General features: G+C 69.9%; 16 protein-coding genes. 4 read left to right on the top strand and 12 right to left on the bottom strand.

What is annotated here, in order from left to right; all coding sequences use genetic code 11:
- Window positions 1-422 precede the first annotated feature (422 nt).
- From ACIQ5Y_RS20205 to thyX, 3 genes are all read right to left on the bottom strand, one after another.
- Window positions 423-2108, bottom strand: a complete 1686-nt coding sequence (locus ACIQ5Y_RS20205; protein WP_403881834.1) for a ribonuclease J — start codon at window positions 2106-2108, stop codon at window positions 423-425.
- 115 nt (window positions 2109-2223) lie between these two features.
- Window positions 2224-3123 carry a 4-hydroxy-tetrahydrodipicolinate synthase gene (dapA, locus tag ACIQ5Y_RS20200; RefSeq protein ID WP_403881831.1) on the bottom strand — a complete coding sequence of 300 codons (900 nt, stop codon included), beginning with the start codon at window positions 3121-3123 and terminating at the stop codon, window positions 2224-2226.
- A 200-nt stretch (window positions 3124-3323) separates the two neighbouring features.
- Entirely contained in the window at window positions 3324-4064 is a 741-nt protein-coding gene (thyX, locus tag ACIQ5Y_RS20195; protein ID WP_403881828.1) for an FAD-dependent thymidylate synthase, read from the bottom strand.
- Between the two features lie 202 nt (window positions 4065-4266).
- Here thyX and ACIQ5Y_RS20190 point away from each other — a divergent pair, with 202 nt between their 5' ends.
- Both ACIQ5Y_RS20190 and ACIQ5Y_RS20185 read left to right on the top strand, forming a co-directional pair.
- Window positions 4267-4506, top strand: a complete 240-nt coding sequence (locus ACIQ5Y_RS20190) for a hypothetical protein (protein WP_329378611.1) — start codon at window positions 4267-4269, stop codon at window positions 4504-4506.
- A gap of 48 nt (window positions 4507-4554) precedes the next feature.
- Entirely contained in the window at window positions 4555-5115 is a 561-nt protein-coding gene (locus ACIQ5Y_RS20185; RefSeq protein WP_403881824.1) for a PH domain-containing protein, read from the top strand.
- A 45-nt stretch (window positions 5116-5160) separates the two neighbouring features.
- Here the strand turns inward: ACIQ5Y_RS20185 and ACIQ5Y_RS20180 are convergent, their stop codons facing one another.
- The 6 genes from ACIQ5Y_RS20180 to eccD form a co-directional block, all read right to left on the bottom strand.
- A complete protein-coding gene (locus ACIQ5Y_RS20180; protein WP_403881821.1) occupies window positions 5161-5613 on the bottom strand; it encodes a hypothetical protein in 453 nt (150 codons plus the stop codon).
- 16 nt (window positions 5614-5629) lie between these two features.
- Entirely contained in the window at window positions 5630-6382 is a 753-nt protein-coding gene (gene dapB / locus ACIQ5Y_RS20175; RefSeq protein ID WP_403881818.1) for a 4-hydroxy-tetrahydrodipicolinate reductase, read from the bottom strand.
- A gap of 26 nt (window positions 6383-6408) precedes the next feature.
- Window positions 6409-7788, bottom strand: coding sequence for a M16 family metallopeptidase (locus ACIQ5Y_RS20170; RefSeq protein WP_403881815.1), 1380 nt, complete (start codon window positions 7786-7788; stop codon window positions 6409-6411).
- Complete coding sequence (locus ACIQ5Y_RS20165; RefSeq protein WP_403881856.1) at window positions 7785-10007, bottom strand: polyribonucleotide nucleotidyltransferase; 2223 nt, start codon at window positions 10005-10007, stop codon at window positions 7785-7787. The genes ACIQ5Y_RS20170 and ACIQ5Y_RS20165 overlap by 4 nt, the downstream gene beginning before the upstream one ends.
- 301 nt (window positions 10008-10308) lie before the next feature.
- A complete protein-coding gene (rpsO, locus tag ACIQ5Y_RS20160; protein ID WP_007266917.1) occupies window positions 10309-10596 on the bottom strand; it encodes a 30S ribosomal protein S15 in 288 nt (95 codons plus the stop codon).
- 171 nt (window positions 10597-10767) lie between these two features.
- Entirely contained in the window at window positions 10768-12282 is a 1515-nt protein-coding gene (gene eccD / locus ACIQ5Y_RS20155; protein ID WP_403881811.1) for a type VII secretion integral membrane protein EccD, read from the bottom strand.
- Window positions 12283-12496: 214 nt separating this feature from the next.
- Here eccD and eccCa point away from each other — a divergent pair, with 214 nt between their 5' ends.
- Window positions 12497-16447, top strand: coding sequence for a type VII secretion protein EccCa (gene eccCa, locus ACIQ5Y_RS20150; protein ID WP_403881808.1), 3951 nt, complete (start codon window positions 12497-12499; stop codon window positions 16445-16447).
- Window positions 16448-16536: 89 nt separating this feature from the next.
- The gene (locus tag ACIQ5Y_RS20145) at window positions 16537-16782 is read left to right on the top strand and encodes a DUF397 domain-containing protein (protein WP_384586890.1); all 246 of its coding nucleotides are present in this window, start codon (window positions 16537-16539) and stop codon (window positions 16780-16782) included.
- Window positions 16783-16845: 63 nt separating this feature from the next.
- Here ACIQ5Y_RS20145 and ACIQ5Y_RS20140 read toward each other — a convergent pair whose 3' ends face one another.
- The 3 genes from ACIQ5Y_RS20140 to mycP all read right to left on the bottom strand — a co-directional run bounded on the left by ACIQ5Y_RS20140 (window position 16846) and on the right by mycP (window position 19011).
- Complete coding sequence (locus tag ACIQ5Y_RS20140; protein ID WP_403881806.1) at window positions 16846-17154, bottom strand: WXG100 family type VII secretion target; 309 nt, start codon at window positions 17152-17154, stop codon at window positions 16846-16848.
- Between the two features lie 47 nt (window positions 17155-17201).
- Entirely contained in the window at window positions 17202-17540 is a 339-nt protein-coding gene (locus ACIQ5Y_RS20135; protein WP_403881804.1) for a WXG100 family type VII secretion target, read from the bottom strand.
- 214 nt (window positions 17541-17754) lie between these two features.
- Window positions 17755-19011, bottom strand: a complete 1257-nt coding sequence (gene mycP / locus ACIQ5Y_RS20130; RefSeq protein WP_403881802.1) for a type VII secretion-associated serine protease mycosin — start codon at window positions 19009-19011, stop codon at window positions 17755-17757.
- Window positions 19012-19017: the final 6 nt, after the last annotated feature.

Raw genomic sequence — 19017 nt, 5'->3', positions numbered from 1 at the left:
TTTTGGCACGCTGTTGAGTTCTCAAGGAACGGACGCTTCCTTTGTACTCACCCTCTCGGGCTTTCCTCCGGGCTTTCGTTCTGCTGTCTTGCGTTCCAGACTCTATCAGAGTCTTTCTCGCTTGCTTTCCAGGTTCTTCGCTTTCGCGTTTTCCCTTTCCGGCGTTTCCGACTCTATCAGATTCGTTTCCGTGTCGTTTCCGACTGGATTGGAATTCCGATGGCCTTCGGGGGGCCTTTCCCTTTCGGGTGGATCAGACTTTATCAGGTTTCCCCGGTCTTGATTCCCACCCACCCGCACGACTCGACCGGACACACATGTGTGCCCGGTTGTTTCGCGGGGTGGAGACGTAAACGTACTGGAGCGGGGCCCCCGGATGCAAATCCGGTTGCCCCGCTCCGGTGACGTCGCTACGGCGAGGGTCAGACCTCGACGACGACGGGGAGGATCATCGGGCGGCGGCGGTAGCTGTCCGAGACCCACTTGCCCATCGTGCGGCGGATGAGCTGCTGGATCTGGTGCGGCTCGGCCACACCGTCGGAGGCCGCGCGGGCGATGGCCTCTTCGATCTTGGTGACCACCGGGGCGAAGGCGGAGTCTTCGATGCCGGAGCCGCGGGCCTGGATGTTCGGGCCGCTGACCACCTTGCCCGTGGTGCTGTCGACCACCACGTAGACCGAGATGATGCCCTCTTCGCCGAGGATCTTGCGGTCCTTGAGGTGGACCTCGGTGACGTCGCCGACCGAGAGGCCGTCCACGTACACGTAGCCGGCCTGGACCTTGCCGGAGATCCGGGCCTTGCCGTCGATCAGGTCGACGACCACGCCGTCCTCGGCGATGACGATGCGGTCCTTGGGGACGCCCGTCATGGCACCGAGCTCGGCGTTGGCGCGCAGGTGGCGCCACTCGCCGTGGACCGGCATCAGGTTCCGCGGCTTGCAGATGTTGTAGAAGTACAGCAGCTCGCCGGCGGAGGCGTGGCCCGAGACGTGGACCTTCGCGTTGCCCTTGTGGACGACGTTGGCGCCCCAGCGGGTCAGGCCGTTGATCACGCGGTAGACCGCGTTCTCGTTGCCCGGGATCAGGGACGACGCCAGGATGACCGTGTCGCCGGGAACGATGCGGATCTGGTGGTCCCGGTTGGCCATGCGGGACAGGGCCGCCATCGGCTCGCCCTGGGAACCCGTGCAGACCAGGACGACCTCGTGCGCCGGCAGGTCGTCGAGGGTCTTCACGTCCACGACGAGACCGGCGGGCACCCGCAGGTAGCCCAGGTCGCGGGCGATGCCCATGTTGCGGACCATCGAACGGCCGACGAAGGCGACCCTTCGGCCGTACTCGTGGGCGGCGTCGAGGATCTGCTGGATGCGGTGCACGTGGCTGGCGAAGCTGGCCACGATGATCCGGTTGTGGGCGTTCGCGAAGACGTTGCGCAGGACGTTGGAGATCTCGCGCTCGGGCGGCACGAAGCCCGGGACCTCGGCGTTCGTCGAGTCGGAGAGGAGGAGGTCGATGCCCTCCTCGCTCAGACGCGCGAAGGCGTGCAGGTCGGTGAGGCGCCTGTCCAGCGGGAGCTGGTCCATCTTGAAGTCGCCGGTGGCGACGACCATGCCCGCGGGGGTGCGGATCGCGACGGCCAGGGCGTCCGGGATGGAGTGGTTGACGGCGATGAACTCGCAGTCGAAGGGACCGAGGGCCTCGCGCTCGCCTTCCTTCACCTCGAGGGTGTAGGGGCGGATGCGGTGCTCCTGGAGCTTCGCCTCGATGAGGGCCAGCGTCAGCTTCGAGCCGATCAGCGGGATGTCCGGCTTCTCCCGGAGGAGGTAGGGGACGGCGCCGATGTGGTCTTCGTGGCCGTGCGTGAGGACGATGCCCTCGATGTCGTCGAGGCGGTCCCGGATCGACGTGAAGTCCGGAAGGATCAGGTCGATGCCCGGCTGCTCCTCTTCGGGGAAGAGGACGCCGCAGTCGACGATCAGCAGGCGACCGTCGAACTCGAAGACGGTCATGTTGCGGCCGATCTCACCGAGACCGCCCAGGGGGGTGACCCGCAGGCCGCCCTTGGGGAGCTTCGGCGGCGGGCCCAGTTCAGGGTGCGGATGGCTCAAAAGTTTCTCCTTCACCACACACGCCACGTACCCCTTAAGGCACGTGGCGCGCATGTCATTCGTGCACTTGCTGTTGTGTGTTTTGGTCTTGCTTATTCAGTTGTGAAGTCTGTTGTCAGAGCTGTACCCCGCCCGCGGCAAGATCGATCTTGAGCTGGGCCGTCTCTTCGTCGGTCAGCCCGATCAGCGGGAGCCGCAGCGGGCCGGCGGGCAGGCCCTGCAGCGTCAGGGCGGCCTTCGTGGTCATCACGCCCTGCGTGCGGAACATGCCGGTGAAGACCGGGAGCAGCTTCTGGTGGATCTCCGCGGCCTTCTGGACGTCCCCGCCCAGGTGCGCCTCCAGCATGGCGCGCAGGTCCGGGGAGACCACGTGGCTGACCACGGAGACGAAGCCGACCGCACCCACCGACAGGAGGGGCAGGTTCAGCATGTCGTCGCCCGAGTACCAGGCCAGGCCGCTCTGCGCGATGGCCCAGCTGGCGCGGCCGAGGTCGCCCTTGGCGTCCTTGTTGGCCACGATACGGGGGTGCTCGGCCAGCCGGACGAGGGTTTCCGTCTCGATCGGGACACCGCTGCGGCCGGGGATGTCGTAGAGCATGACCGGCAGCTCGGTGGCGTCGGCGATCGCCGTGAAGTGCCGGAAGAGGCCCTCCTGCGGCGGCTTGTTGTAGTACGGGGTGACGGCGAGCAGGCCGTGGGCGCCCGTGCGCTCGGCCTGTCGGGCCAGTTCGAGGGTGTGACGGGTGTCGTTGGTGCCGATGCCGGCGACCACATGGGCGCGGTCTCCGACGGCTTCGAGGACGGCTCGTACGAGGTCGTTTTTCTCCGCGTCGGTGGTGGTCGGCGACTCACCGGTGGTGCCGTTGATGATCAGGCCGTCGTTGCCTGCGTCCACCAAGTGGACGGCGAGCTGCTGCGCGCCGTCGAGGTCGAGGTCGCCATCCGCCGTAAACGGCGTGATCATGGCGGTGAGGACCCGCCCGAAGGGGGTCTGCGGAGTCGAGATCGGAGCCATGGGTAACACGCTACTCGCTGCCACGCTCGCGGTGTCCCCTCGGGGGACGTCAACAGGGTGTTGGAGCCCGGCACTGCCTGCTCGGGGGTTCAGGCAGTGCCGGGTCCGTTTGATCAGCCTAGATGAACTTTACGAAACGTCGCAATACGGACACTTCGGACTTGGCTCAGCACATCTGTACGTGGCACGCGTATCAGCCCTTACGGGGCAACCCGGCCGTTGCCGTTGAAGGCCGCGTACGTGAGCGGCATGAGCTTCGCCCAGTGCCGCTCCATCCCCTCGCCGACCATCTCGATCTCCCGCTGCGGGAAGGACGGCACCGTGGCCAGCTCGTGCTGGGTGCGCAGGCCGAGGAAGTGCATCAGCGAGCGTGCGTTGCAGGTGGCGTACATCGAGGAGAAGAGACCCACCGGCAGGACCGAACGGGCCACCTCGCGGGCGACGCCGGCGTCCAGCATCTCCCGGTAGGCCTCGTACGCCTGGCGGTAGGAGTCCTCCATGACCCGGCCGGTCAGCTCCTGCTGCGCCTCGGTGCCCTCGACGAAGACGTACTTTCCCGGGCGGCCCTCCTGGACGAGCTTGCGCTCGGCGTCCGGGACGTAGAAGACGGGTTCCAGCTCCCTGTACCGGCCCGATTCCTCGTTGTACGACCAGCCCACCCGGTGGCGCATGAACTCGCGGAAGACGAAGATCGGGGCGCTGATGAAGAAGGTCATCGAGTCGTGCTCGAAGGGGCTGCCGTGGCGGTCCCGCATCAGGTAGTTGATGAGGCCCTTGGAGCGCTCCGGGTCCTTCTGCAGCTCCTCGAGGGACTGTTCGCCGGCAGTGGACACCCGGGCGGCCCACAGGACGTCGGAATCGGCGGCGGAGTGCTTCACCAGCTCCACCGTCACATCGCTGCGGAAGCTGGGTTTCGGATCTGAAGCGACGGTCTCGCTCACCGGGGTCCTTCCAAACGTGCGTTCCTGGGGCGCGCCCACTCTACGTCGGCGCTGGTGGCTGCCCGTGCGCCCGAACAGCTGACGTGGCGACATGAAATCTGTCGAATGTCCGGAAAATCGGCACCGATTGACCGGTTCGTACGTCTGACAAGGAGAACGCACGAACAGAACACACCCGTCCACCCCGAGGGGGCTCACCCTGATGTTCCGCCGGCGCGAACCCGTCCCGTTCGCCTTCGTCGCCGAGGCCGACCGTTTCCGCAGCAACGTCACTCCGCCGCCGCGCGAGAGTCTGAGCAAGAGCCAGTTGGCCGCCCGTAGTCTGGTCGGTCTGACCGTGGTGGCGGGGCTCGTCGGCTCGCTGCTCTTCGGCATGCCGGCACTGCAGCCGAGCAAGGCGCCCGAGAAGTCGCAGCAGTCGGAGGCCTCCGAAGGGCGGTAGCCTCACGGGCACAGCCCAACCGAACGTGCATGTGAGTGAGGTCCAGCCGTGCCCCTGCCCTTCCTGACGGCCGACGGTGCGTCCGATGCGGACGACGACGGTGACGCGGTACTGGCCCATGTCGACCACGACCGCTGGCGGCGGCCCTACCGGCCGGGCCCCTGGCGGGTGGCGATCGCCTCGGTGCTGCTCCTGCTGTCCGCCTTCATGCTGCTGGCCACGATGATCGTCGCCTTCGTGGGCGCGTGGGCCGGGGCGGGCGTGTGCCTGCTCGCCGCCCTCTCGGTGGTCGGGTCGGCGCTGCGGATGCTGCAGGTGGGCGTCTGGGTGAGCCGTACGGGGCTGCGCCGGGTGGGGTTCCTCGGGAGCCGCACCGTCGCGTGGAGCGAGATCGTCGAGCTGCGCACGGTGCAGCAGCCGGTGCGCTGGCTCGGGCTGCCGAGGACCGTACAGGGGCAGGCCCTGACGGCGACCGTGCGCGGCGGTGCGGAGATGCCGGCGCTGCTGACCGACCACAGCGCCGATTTCCTGTCGCGCTCCGAGGCCTTCGACCGGGCCGCCGACACGGTCGGGGCCTGGGTCGAGGAGTACCGGCCCGTGGCCGTGTGACCTCGTAGGCGTCGCAGGAGAGCTCGGACGGGAAGCCCGTACAGGTCAGGCCTGTACGGGCTTCTTGTCGTGCAGGGCGATGGCGCGCTGCATCGCCGTGCGGGCCCGCGGGGTGTCGCGGGCGTCGCGGTAGGCGACGGCGAGCCGGAACCAGTTGCGCCAGTCCCCCGGCGCGTCCTCGGTCTCGGCCTTGCGGCGCGCGAAGACCTCGTCGGCGGAATCCCGCAGGATCCGGCCGTACTGGTCCCGTTCCAGCTCGTCGACGGGCAGGCCGCCCTCTGCTTCCAGCTCGGTCGCGAGCTGGTTGGCCTTGGTGACGAACTGCGTGTTCTTCCAGAGGAACCAGATGCCGATGACCGGCAGGATCAGCACGGCCACCCCGAGGGTGACGGTGAGCCAGGTCCCGTGCCGGATCAGCATCAGGCCCCGGCTGCCGGCCAGGACGAAGTAGACGACCAGGACGGCGGCCGTGAGGAAGTACGTGATCTTCGCGCGCATCGTGAAATCAGTCCGGTCAGCCCAGGTCGAGGAAGTTTTCCAGGCCGAAGGTGAGGCCCGGGGTCTGCGTCACGCGGCGCGCGCCGAGCAGGATGCCCGGCATGAAGCTGCTGTGGTGCAGGGAGTCGTGACGGATGGTCAGGGTCTCGCCCTCGCCGCCGAGCAGCACCTCCTGGTGGGCCAGCAGGCCCCGCAGGCGGATGGCGTGCACCGGCACCCCGTCGACGTCCGCGCCGCGCGCGCCGTCGAGGGCGGTGGCGGTGGCGTCGGGCTGGGCGCCGAGGCCGGCTTCGGCGCGGGCGGCCGCGATGAGCTGCGCCGTACGGGTCGCGGTGCCGGAGGGGGCGTCGACCTTGTTCGGGTGGTGCAGCTCGACGACCTCGACGGACTCGAAGTATCGGGCGGCCTGGGCGGCGAACTTCATGGTGAGGACGGCACCGATGGAGAAGTTCGGGGCGATGAGCACACCGGTCGCCGGGGAGCCGGCGAGCCAGGTGTTCAGCTGGGCGAGGCGGTCCTCGGTCCAGCCGGTGGTGCCGACCACCGCGTGGATGCCGTGGCGGACGAGGAAGTCCAGGTTCCCCATGACCGAGGCGGGGGTGGTCAGCTCGACGGCGACCTGGGCGCCGGACTCCGCCAGCGTCTCCAGCTTGTCGCCGCGGCCGAGGGCGGCCACCAGCTCCATGTCGTCGGCGGCCTCGACCGCCTTGACCGCTTCGGAGCCGATGCGGCCCTGAGCGCCGAGGACCGCCACGCGCAGCTTGCTCATATTGCTTCCCTTACATCCGTACGGAACTAGGCGACCGCTTCGTCGAGGCGGGCCGCCTGCTTCTCCTTCAGGGGGCCGATCACCGCGAGCGAGGGCCGCTGGGCCAGTACATCCTGTGCGACCGAGCGGACGTCGTCCGGGGTCACGGCGGCGATGCGGGCCAGCATGTCGTCGACCGACATCTGGTCGCCCCAGCACAGCTCGCTCTTGCCGATGCGGTTCATGATCGCGCCGGTGTCCTCCAGGCCGAGGACGGTCGAGCCCGAGAGCTGGCCTATCGCCCGCTTGATCTCGTCGTCGGCGAGCCCGTCGGAGGCCACCTTGTCGAGCTCGTCGCGGCAGATCCGCAGGACGTCGTGGACCTGGTTGGGGCGGCAGCCCGCGTACACGCCGAAGAGGCCCGTGTCGGCGAAGCCCGAGGTGTACGAGTACACGCTGTAGGCCAGGCCGCGCTTCTCCCGTACCTCCTGGAAGAGGCGGGAGGACATGCCGCCGCCGAGTGCCGTGTTCAGCACGCCGAGCGCCCAGCGGCGCTCGTCGGTGCGGGCCAGGCCGGGCATGCCGAGGACCACGTGGGCCTGCTCGGTCTTGCGGTTCACCAGGTCGACGCGACCGGCGGTGCGGATGCGCTTGGCGCCGGCGCGGGGGCCGATGGGCTCGGCGTCGGTGTGCTTCAGCGCGCCGGCCTTCTCGAAGGCGGCGCGGACCTGGCGTACGACCTTGTTGTGGTCGACGTTGCCGGCCGCCGCGACCACCAGGTGGCGGGGGTCGTAGTGCTTCTTGTAGAAGCGGCGGATCCGGTCGGCGCCGAGGGCGTTGATCGTGTCGACGGTGCCGAGTACGGGGCGGCCCAGTGGGGTGTCCCCGTACATGGTGTGCGCGAACAGGTCGTGCACGCAGTCGCCCGGGTCGTCCTCGGTCATCGCGATCTCTTCGAGGATGACCCCGCGCTCGGCGTCGACGTCCTCCTCGCGGATCAGCGAGCCGGTGAGCATGTCGCACACGACGTCGATGGCCAGCGGCAGGTCGGTGTCGAGCACCCGCGCGTAGTAGCAGGTGTACTCCTTCGCCGTGAAGGCGTTCATCTCGCCGCCGACCGCGTCGATCGCGGAGGAGATGTCGAGGGCGCTGCGCGTGCGCGTGCCCTTGAAGAGGAGGTGCTCCAGGTAGTGCGTGCTGCCGGCCAGCGACGGGGTCTCGTCGCGGGAGCCCACGTGGGCCCAGATGCCGAAGGTCGCGGAGCGGACCGAGGGCAGCGTCTCGGTGACGACGCGCAGGCCGCCGGGGAGGACCGTGCGGCGGACGGTGCCGATGCCGTTGCTGCCCTTGAGGAGGGTTTGGGTACGGGCGACGGCCCGCCCCTCCGAAGAGGGGCGGGCCGTCACACGGGAACTACGCGACGTCACTTGTCGGAGTCGTCCTTGTCAGCGTCGTCACCGGCGGCCTCGCCGTCGATCACGGGGATCAGGGAGAGCTTGCCGCGCTGGTCGATCTCGGCGATCTCCACCTGGACCTTGGTGCCGACCGCGAGCACGTCCTCGACGTTCTCCACGCGCTTGCCACCGGCGAGCTTGCGGATCTGCGAGATGTGCAGCAGGCCGTCCTTGCCCGGGAGCAGGGACACGAACGCACCGAAGGTGGTGGTCTTGACGACCGTGCCCAGGTAGCGCTCGCCGACCTCCGGCATGGTCGGGTTGGCGATGCCGTTGATCGTGGCGCGGGCGGCCTCGGCGGCCGGGCCGTCGGCGGCACCGATGTAGATGGTGCCGTCGTCCTCGATCGTGATCTCGGCGCCGGTGTCCTCCTGGATCTGGTTGATCATCTTGCCCTTGGGGCCGATGACCTCACCGATCTTGTCCACCGGGATCTTGACGGTGATGATCCGCGGGGCGTTCGGGGACATCTCGTCCGGCGTGTCGATCGCTTCCATCATCACGTCGAGGATGTGGAGGCGGGCGTCGCGGGCCTGCTTGAGGGCCGCGGCCAGGACGGAGGCCGGGATGCCGTCCAGCTTGGTGTCGAGCTGGAGCGCGGTGACGAACTCCTTGGTGCCGGCGACCTTGAAGTCCATGTCGCCGAAGGCGTCCTCCGCACCGAGGATGTCGGTGAGGGCGACGTAGTGGGTCTTGCCGTCGATCTCCTGGGAGATCAGGCCCATGGCGATGCCGGCGACGGGGGCCTTCAGCGGCACACCGGCGTTCAGCAGCGACATGGTGGAGGCGCAGACCGAGCCCATGGACGTCGAACCGTTGGAGCCGAGGGCCTCGGACACCTGGCGGATCGCGTAGGGGAACTCCTCGCGGGTCGGGAGGACCGGCACGATCGCGCGCTCGGCGAGCGCGCCGTGGCCGATCTCGCGACGCTTCGGGGAGCCGACGCGGCCGGTCTCGCCGACGGAGTACGGCGGGAAGTTGTAGTTGTGCATGTAGCGCTTGCGGGTCACCGGGGAGAGGGTGTCCAGCTGCTGCTCCATGCGGAGCATGTTGAGGGTGGTGACGCCCAGGATCTGGGTCTCGCCACGCTCGAACAGCGCCGAGCCGTGCACGCGCGGGATGGCCTCGACCTCGGCGGCGAGGGTACGGATGTCCGTGATCCCGCGGCCGTCGATGCGAACCTTGTCCTTGATGACGCGCTCGCGCACCAGGGCCTTGGTCAGGCTGCGGTAGGCGGCGGAGATCTCCTTCTCGCGGCCCTCGAAGGCCGGGAGGAGCTTCTCGGCGGCGATCTCCTTGACGCGGTCCAGCTCGGCCTCGCGGTCCTGCTTGCCCGCGATGGTCAGCGCCTGGGAGAGCTCGCCCTTGACGGCGGCCGCGAGGGCCTCGTACACGTCGTCCTGGTAGTCCAGGAAGACCGGGAACTCGCCCTCGGGCTTGGCGGCCTTGGCGGCCAGGTCGGCCTGGGCCTTGCAGAGGACCTTGATGAACGGCTTCGCGGCCTCGAGACCGGCGGCGACGATCTCCTCGGTCGGCGCCTCGGCGCCGCCCTTGACCAGCGCGATGGTCTGCTCGGTGGCCTCGGCCTCGACCATCATGATCGCGACGTCGCCGTCCTCGAGGGTGCGGCCCGCGACGACCATGTCGAAGACGGCGTCCTCGAGCTCGGTGTGCGTCGGGAAGGCCACCCACTGGCCGCGGATCAGCGCGACGCGGACGCCGCCGATCGGGCCGGAGAAGGGCAGGCCGGCCAGCTGCGTGGACGCGGACGCGGCGTTGATCGCGATGACGTCGTACAGGTGGTCGGGGTTGAGCGCCATGACCGTGGCGACGACCTGGATCTCGTTGCGCAGGCCCTTCTTGAAGGACGGGCGCAGCGGGCGGTCGATCAGGCGACAGGTGAGGATCGCGTCCTCGGAGGGGCGGCCCTCACGGCGGAAGAACGAGCCGGGGATCTTGCCGGCGGCGTACTGGCGCTCCTCGACGTCCACCGTCAGGGGGAAGAAGTCGAGCTGGTCCTTGGGCTTCTTCGACGCGGTGGTCGCGGAAAGCACCATCGTGTCGTCGTCCAGGTAGGCAACGGCGGAGCCGGCGGCCTGGCGGGCCAGACGGCCCGTCTCGAAGCGGATGGTGCGGGTGCCGAAGGAACCGTTGTCGATCACGGCTTCGGCGTAGTGGGTCTCGTTCTCCACTAGCGTTTTCTCCATTTTCGTCGTCTCCGTCCGCCGCCCGTGTGGCGGTGGACGGTTGCGGAGAAGCGCGCCTGGCCTGAGGCCGGTCTTCGATCGAAGCACCCGGTTCCGTGCCCCTGGGCATTCCGGGTACCACTACCGAGGACCGGCGGCGTAGGGAGGGCGCTCCTCCTCTTCAGTTGTGCGCGTCTTCGTCAGGCGCGCACGGCGTCCGTTCCAGACTACAAAGGGTCCGGTCCGGTGCGCACGTACAGCAAAGGGAGCGGCCCCCGGAAGTGGGAACCGCTCCCTCCACGACGCTTTACTTGGCGCCGGCCGCACCGCGGCGGATGCCGAGGCGCTCGACCAGCGTACGGAAGCGCTGGATGTCCTTCTTGGCCAGGTACTGCAGCAGGCGGCGACGCTGGCCGACCAGGATCAGCAGACCACGACGGGAGTGGTGGTCGTGCTTGTGGGTCTTGAGGTGCTCGGTCAGGTCCGAGATGCGGCGGGACAGCATGGCGACCTGGACCTCGGGGGAGCCGGTGTCGCCCTCCTTGGCACCAAACTCTGCGATGATCTGCTTCTTCGTAGCGGCGTCGAGCGGCACGCGTACTCCTCGTATGGGTCTTCGTAGCCACCGAGTGCCCCAGGTCTGAGTCTCTGGGGAGCTTCCGTAACTCGGGAGGCGGGGCTCGCTGAGCGCAGTCTCCAGACGATTCCGGGGACGCGTACACAAACGGCCGTCACACAGCGTACCAGCCTGCCGGGTCGCGACGTCTCAGCTGGTGAGAGAGCGGGCCCGGGAGTAGACGTCCAGCACGGCCAGGGCCAGGGGGACCAGGCTGAGCAGGACCGCCGCCTCGGTGAGGTCGAGCAGCCTTCCCCAGAAGGGTGACAGGCCCTTGCGGGGGATGACAAGCGCAATTCCCGCGAGGAGGGCCGCGCCGCCCGCGACCGCGGCGGTCAGCCAGATCGTACGGATGGCCATCCCGCTGTGGTCCTGCTTGGCCAGGGCTTCGAGGAGCTCGACCGGCGGGTGCAGGGCCACGCCCAGGATCAGCAGTGCGATGGCGATCAGTCCGGCGGCCAGGGCGCACACCACCTGCGAGGTGTAGCGGAAGAGCCGGGCGCGCAGCAGCATGGCGAGCCCGGTGGCCAGGGCGAGCAGGCGGCCCCAGGTGTTGTCGGAGAAGCCGAGGACGGCGGCGGAGCCGACGGCGACCGCGGAGCAGCCGGCGACGAGGCCGAGCAGCATCTCGTGACCGCGGCGGGCCTGGGCGGCGATGGCCTCGGCGTCGAGCGGGGCACCCTGGTCGGAGCCGTCGGAGGCGGACTGGTCGCCGTACGGCTCCCTGTCGTAGCGGTCCGGTGTCCCCGCGTAGTCGACGTACTCGTCCGTGGCGCTCTGCGGGGCCGCGTAGCCGATGGGCAGCCGGGCGACGCGGGCGGAGAGGCCGGGCAGGAAGGCGACGAGGCCGATGGCGACGGGGGCGCAGGCGGCCGCGGTGTAGGTGGCGGAAGCCTCGGTGGAGATGGCCGCGAAGGTGGCGAGGGTGCCGGTGACGGCCACGAAGGTGGCCGCGACGAAGGGGGCGTCCCCGCTGGGGGTGAGCGCGACCAGGGCGACCGAGGCGACGAGGACGCAGACGCAGCCGAGGAGGAACTGGAGGCGGCCGGGTCCCTCGCCGGCGGCCGGGGCGATGATCCCGGAGCCGGCGATCAGCAGGAGCGGGAGGGAGCTGAGGCCGAGCGCGACGGCGGAGCCCCGGTCGCGGTAGACGCGTGCGCGGACCCCGGCCAGGGCGGTGAGCAGGATGCCGACGGCGCCGGCGATGACGCCGGGCAGTCCGTGCATGTCGTGGCGGATGGGGTCGGCGTACCAGAGGACGAAGCCCAGCATCACGAGGAGCACGGAGGCCCCGGCCAGGCCCGCGCCGCGCAGCATGTCGTCGCTCCAGCGGTGCCGGTCGCGGACGACGGCGGAGGCGACGGCGTCGGAGACGTCGTCGAAGACGGCCGGCGGCAGGGACTCCGCGAAGGGGCGCAGGCTGAGCACCTCGCCGTCGAGGACCTGCTGGGCGGCGAGGGTCCGCGCGCCGTCGAGGACGGTGCCGGAGCGGCGCACGAGGTGGAAACCGGTGGGGGCGCCCACGGGCTGGGTCTGGCCGGTGAGGCGCAGCAGCTCGGGGTAGACGTCGGCGACGGCGATGTCCTCGGGGAGGGCGACGTCGATGCGACTGTCCGGGGCCACGACGGTGACCCTGCAGAAGCCCGTCGTTGCGGCCGTACTCACCTGTGTGACCCCCGTTGTCGATGCCCGCGGCGGCGGACGGTTCGCGGATGCGCATGCCGGGACCTGCCCGGACAGGGCCCAGGCGCGTCACCCTACCGGGCATATGGCGGACTGTCGGCAAGTAGGATCACGGTCGCGCGGAGGAGACCCTTCCGCGCCCGGGACTTGGGGGCGCCGGTGGCGACGCCCTGTCCGTTTTCGAGGGGATGCTCCGGTGAGCCAGATCGTCGTCAAACGCCCACCGCGGTCCCTGCCGCCCGAAGTCCCTTCGGACGAGGTGAGACTGGAGGCCCCTCCGGAACTCCCGCGCGGTCAGCAAGAGGGCATGCTGATGCAGGTCCTGCCGATGCTCGGCATGGGCTCGTCGGTCGTGTTCTTCTTCATGACGCCGAGCCCGGTCATGCGGATCATGGGCACGCTGATGCTGGTGTCCACCGTGGGCATGATGGTCGCCCAGTTGGTGCGCTACCGGCGCGGTACGCAAGGGCAAATGGCCGACATACGCCGGGACTACCTCAAGTACCTCGCGCAGACGCGCCGTCAGGTACGGCGCACCGCTCGGGCGCAGCGTGACGCGCAGTTGTACCTGCACCCGGCTCCCGAGCAGTTGTGGTCGGTGGTGGCGGAGGGTTCGCGGCTGTGGGAACGGCGGGTCGGCGACCCGGACTTCGGGCAGGCCCGGCTCGGTCTCGGCTCGCAGCGGCTGGCGACGCCGCTGGTGGCGCCGGACACGGCCCCGGTGGACGAGCTGGAGCCGTTGACGGCGGGCGCGATGCAGCGCTTCCTGAAGGTGCACTCCTCCCTGGACGGGCTGCCGGTGGCGGTTTCGATCCGGGCCTTCTACCACGTGACGGTGTCCGGTGAGCCGGAGTCGGCCCGCAGTACGGCGCGGGCGCTGGTGGCGCAGCTGGCGACGCTGCACTCCCCCGAGGACCTGGTGGTGGCCGTGGTGGCGTCGCCGGGTGCGGTGCCGGCATGGGACTGGACGAAGTGGCTGCCGCACACGCAGGTGCCCGGTCAGGTCGACGGGGCCGGTACGAAGCGGCTGTTCGGCGACGACCTCGCGGAGTTGGAGGGGCTGCTGGGGTCCCGGCTGGAGGGGCGGCCGCGGTTCAGCCGTGACGTGTCCCCGGTGCTGGACCAGCCGCACCTGGTGGTGGTGCTGGACGGCGGGATGGTGCCCCCGGACTCGGTGTTCGCGGCGGCGGAGGGTCTGCAGGGCGTGACCATCGTCGAGGTGGTCGCGGGTGAGCTGGACGAGCTGCGCGGCGGGCTGTCGGTCGTGGTGCGGCCGGGTCGGCTGCGGCTGGAATCGGGTGGCGGCGTGGCGTACGAGGGCGTCCCGGACGCCCTGTCGCTGCCCGCGGCGGAGGCCCTGGCCCGGCAGCTGGCGCCGATGCGCACCGGTGGCGGGGACGAGGACGAGCCGCTGCTGGCCAATCTGGACTTCACCGACCTGCTGAACCTGGGCGACGCGGCCTCCATCGACGTGGCGCGGACCTGGCGGCCGCGGTCGGCCGGTGAGCGGCTGCGCGTGCCGATCGGCGTCGGCGAGGACGGCGCCCCGGTCATGCTGGACCTCAAGGAGGCCGCGCAGGAGGGCATGGGCCCGCACGGCCTGTGCGTGGGCGCGACCGGTTCCGGCAAGTCCGAGCTGCTGCGCACCCTCGTGCTGGGTCTGGCGGTCACGCACACCTCGGAGACGCTGAACTTCGTCCTCGCCGACTTCAAGGGCGGTGCGACCTTCACCGGCATGGGGCAGATGCCGCACGTGGCGGCCGTCATCACCAACCTGGCGGACGACCTCACGCTCGTGGACCGCATGGGCGACTCGATCCGCGGCGAGCTCCAGCGCCGCCAGGAGCTGCTGCGCTCGGCGGGCAACTACGCGAACATCCACGACTACGAGAAGGCCCGCGCGGCCGGCGCTCCGCTGGAGCCGCTGGCCTCGCTGGTGCTGGTCATCGACGAGTTCAGCGAGCTGCTGACGGCGAAGCCCGACTTCATCGACATGTTCATCCAGATCGGCCGCATCGGCCGTTCGCTGGGCGTGCACCTGCTGCTGGCCTCGCAGCGGCTGGAGGAGGGCAAGCTGCGCGGCCTGGACACCTACCTGTCGTACCGGATCGGTCTGCGGACCTTCTCGGCGGCGGAGTCGCGGACCGCGATCGGCGTGCCGGACGCCTACCACCTGCCGTCGGTGCCCGGTTCGGGCTACCTGAAGTTCGGTACGGACGAGATGACGCGGTTCAAGGCGGCGTACGTCTCTGGCACCTACCGTTCGGGCGGGCAGGACCTGTCGGTGGGCCTGTTCCCGGTGGAGCGGCGGCCCGCGCTGTTCACGGCGGCTCCGGTGCCGGTGGTGTACGCGGCCCCGGACCCGGCGTACCTGGCGGCGCAGTCCTCGCGGGAGGACGACGCCCTCGCGAACACGGTGCTGGACGTGATCGTGGGCCGGCTGGAGGGTCAGGGCGTGCCGGCGCACCAGGTGTGGCTGCCGCCGCTCGACCAGGCTCCGCCGTTGGACCAGCTGCTGCCGGCACTGGCGCCGAGCGCGGAGCGCGGGCTGCACGCGGAGGGGTACACGCGGCCCGGCGGGCTGGTCGTACCGCTCGGCCTCATCGACAAGCCGTTCGAGCAGCGGCGCGAGGTGCTGTACCGGGACTTCTCGGGTGCGGCGGGCCACATGATGGTGGTCGGCGGTCCGCAGTCGGGCAAGTCGACGCTGATGCGGACGCTGATCTCCTCCTTCGCGCTCACCCACACCCCGCGCGAAGTGCAGTTCTACGGGCTGGACTTCGGTGGTGGCAGCCTGTCGGCGGTCGCCGAGCTGCCGCACGTGGGCGGGATCGCCTCGCGTCTGGATCCGGAGCGGGTGCGGCGCACGGTCTCGGAGGTGGCGGGTGTCCTCAACCGTCGCGAGGAGTTCTTCCGCTCCAACAACATCGATTCGATCACCACCTACCGGCGCCGGCGCGCGGCGGGTGACCTGCCGGGTGAGGCGTGGGGCGACGTGTTCCTCGTCATCGACGGTTGGGGGAACTTCCGGGGCGAGTACGAGGGCCTGGAGCAGGTCGTCAACGACATCGCGGCCCGCGGTCTGGGCTACGGCATCCACGTGGTGATCACCGCGGCGCGGTACATGGAGGTGCGGGCCGCGCTCAAGGACCAGATGCTCAGCCGGCTGGAGCTGCGGCTCGGCGACGTCATGGACTCCGAGTTCGACCGGAAGGTCGCGGCGAACGTCCCCCCGGGGATGCCGGGGCGCGGTCAGGTGGCGGAGAAGCTGCACTTCCTGGGTGCGCTGCCGCGGATCGACGGCTCGCACGAGGCGGGCGACCTGTCGGAGGCCACCGCGGCCTTCGTGGAGGCCGTCAAGCAGAACTGGGCGGGGGCATCGGCTCCCGGCGTACGGCTGCTGCCGCGTCTGCTCCACGCGGACCAGCTGCCCAAGGGCGGGGAGCACCCGGGTCGCGGGATCGCGATCGGCATCGACGAGACCGATCTGGAGCCGGTGTTCGTCGACTTCGAGTCCGACCCCTTCCTGCTGGTCTTCGGTGAGAGCGAGTCGGGCAAGACGAACCTGCTGCGGCTCATCGCCCGGCAGATCGCCGAGCGCTACACGCCCGACCAGGCCCGTCTGGTCGTCGGCGACTACCGGCGGAGCCTGCTGGGGGCGCTGCCGGAGGAGCACCTGCTGGAGTACGCGCCGATGGCGAGCTCCCTGCAGATGCACATGGAGGCGCTGGGCGGGGTGTTCTCGCGCCGGCAGCCGCCGACCGACGTCACTCCGCAGCAGCTGCGGGACCGCAGCTGGTGGACGGGCCCGGACGTCTTCATCATCATCGACGACTTCGATCTGGTGGCCACGAGCCAGGGCAATCCGCTGGCGCCGCTGGTGGAGTTCCTGCCGTTCGCCCGGGACACGGGCGTGCGCTTCGTCATCGCGCGGAACTCGGCGGGGGCCTCGCGCTCCCTGTACGACCCGTTCATGCAGCGGATCAAGGAGCTCGGCGCGCAGGGCGTCCTGCTGTCCGGCGACCCGTCCGAGGGCGACCTGGTCGGCAACGTCCGGCCGCGTCCGATGCCGCCGGGCCGGGCCTTCTACGTCTCGCGCAGGAGGGGTACGTCGCTGGTGCAGCTCGGGCGGATGCCGGGGATGTGAGCCGGTGATGTGGGGAAACCCGTCCCCTCGGGGGGCGCAGCGCCGATAATCGGCGGTGAAGACCGCGCCACCGAGGGGAAAGGCCGCACATGGGCACCCAGCAGGAGAAGGACGAGCTGTACGCGCTCGACATCAGCGGCGTGGAGTGGGAGGGTCCGCCCGGGACCAGCCCGGACGAGGAGCGGGTCGAGATCGCCCGGCTGCCCGAGGGCGCGGTGGCCATGCGGTCCTCGCTGGACCGGGAGACGGTGCTGCGGTACACGGCGGCCGAGTGGGAGGCCTTCGTACTGGGTGCCCGGGACGGCGAGTTCGATCTGGACCGCCACCACCCCTAGGCGGTTCAGGGCACGCGGAAGGGGCGCGCCCGCAGCGGGCGCGCCCCTTCTCGCACACCTGGCTCAGAAAGCCTCGGTGAACAGGCGCGAGGCCTTGACGTCGGTGGCGCGGTAGTCGTCCTTGCCGCGCTCGATGAGCTGGGCGACCTGCTCCAGCTGGTTCTTCATGTGGTCCGCCTGGCCCTTGTACTTGGCCTGGAGCTGGACGTACGCGGCGTGGGCCTCACCGTCCCAGGTGTCCGTGACGACCTTGAGCGCCTGGTCCATCGCGGCCAGGTCGTCGACGATCTTCTTCGAGACCGTGCGGATGCGGTTGGCCATCTGCTGGACGGACTCGTATGCGACCTTGGTGTGGCCGTCAGTGGCAGCCATGTTCTTCTCCTTAGCGCTGAGCGGGGCTTACCTGAATTCGACGTGCCTCAGATGGAGTTGAGGCCCGAGCTGTTGCCACCCGCGTTGGACTGGACGGCGCTGAAGGCCGCGCGCACGTCGTCGTCCTGGGCGTTGCTCAGGTTCTTGGTCTGGGCGACCGCGTTGTGCAGCACGCCGAGCAGGCGACGGATCTGGTCGTGGTCCTCGTTCACCACCGTCTGGGCGTTGACGAATCCCTGGGCACCCACACCGGTCCAGCCCGCGCTCACGGTGGCGAGGATGTCGGCCAGCTCACGGGCCTGGGTGGTGACGGCATCGGCCGTTTCGGAGATCTTGTTCTTGGCCTGGACGATGGGATCGTCTGCAAGTCCGAAATTGTTGCTCATCCGAAGCTCCTCACTTCTCAATTCGCCGGCAGGAACGGCGGATCACGTGGCGGAGCGGACACTTCCGGCGCGGTTTTCGGCCACGCGCCTCGGAGATCCCCCTCCGCTTCACGAGAATCCCCCGATCACAGTCGTGAAGCCTGCCGTCACTCTAGCCAGTTCGGCGGCCCGGCCCAACACCAGCGGTCCGCCGCTGTTGATGAAGCGTGACCGTTCACTGCAAACGACGTCTGCGGTTCCGCGTGTCCCGCACGACGGTCGCGGTCCCCGCGATGACGGCGATGAGGACCGCGCCCAGGCCGAGAGCGTACGTGCCCAGGCGCTCCTGGCGCTCCTGCGCCGTCTCGGCGAGCGTCAGCTCCGCCGCCTCCGGGGCGGCCGCGGGCGGCGGCCCGGGGTCGGGTACCGGGGCCTTGGGGGGCTCGCGGTCCTGGGTGAGGGCGCGCACCGGATCGATCACGCCCCAACCGACGTAGTCGTCACGGCCTTTGACCGACCGTTCGGCGGTGTTCTGGATCTGCCAGACGATCTGCTGCACGCTCCAGTCCTCGTGCTCGGCGCGCAGCAGGGCGGCGACCCCGGCGACGTACGGGGCGGAGAAGCTGGTGCCGTTGTCGATGCACTGGCCGAAGCCGGGGACGGTGGAGACCATGTCGACGCCGGGGGCCGCGACCCCGATGAAGTCGCCGGGCTGGGAGAAGGCGGACCGTTCGTTGTTGCGGTCGGAGGCGCCGACGGCGAGCACTCCCGGGAAGGCGGCCGGGTACGTCTTGCGCTTCTCGCCGTTCATGCCGTCGTTGCCGGCGGAGGCCACGACCACGACCTTGGCGTCGATGGCGCGCTGGACCGCCTTGCCGAGCTCGGAGTCCGGGAACATCGGTACGTCGGTGTCCTGCGAGATGTTGATGACCTGGGCACCCTTGGCCACCGCGTGGTCGATGGCGTCGCTCAGCGACTTGGCGTCGCCCTTGCCCTGCCCGTCGTTCTGCCGGATCGGGATGATCGTGGCTTCCGGGGCCAGGCCGACGAAGCCCGTGCCCTCCTGGGGGCGCGCCGCGATCAGCCCGGCGACCTTGGTGCCGTGGCCGATGGTGTCGGCCGTGCCGTCACCGCCCTTCGGGTCGATGAAGTCCTTGCCGGCCGCGGTGTCGACGGCGCCGGCGAGCTGCGGGTTCACCCGGTCCACTCCGGTGTCGATGACGGCGACCCGGATGCTCTTGCCCTTCTTGTCCTTGCCCTTGGTCTGCGCCCAGAGCTCGTCGAGGAGCAGCCGCTGCAGGGCCCAGGGGCGGTCGGCGATCTGCTTCTTCATCGGGAAGCTGCACTCGCCGGCGCCGTCGAGGCGAAAGGCGTACGGAGGCTGCGGCGCGGCCGCGGCGGGCGGCGCGGCGCAGGCCCCGAGGAGGGCGAGGGCGGCGGTGAGGAACCGCGCTCGGCGGTTGCGGCTGCGGGGCTGGTGCTTCGGTGGCATCGGCGG

It is taken from the genome of Streptomyces sp. NPDC096339 (assembly GCF_044762985.1).
Lineage (GTDB): Bacteria > Actinomycetota > Actinomycetes > Streptomycetales > Streptomycetaceae > Streptomyces.
Note: the sequence above shows the minus strand (reverse complement) of the source record. Positions and strands in the feature narration are given on the sequence as shown.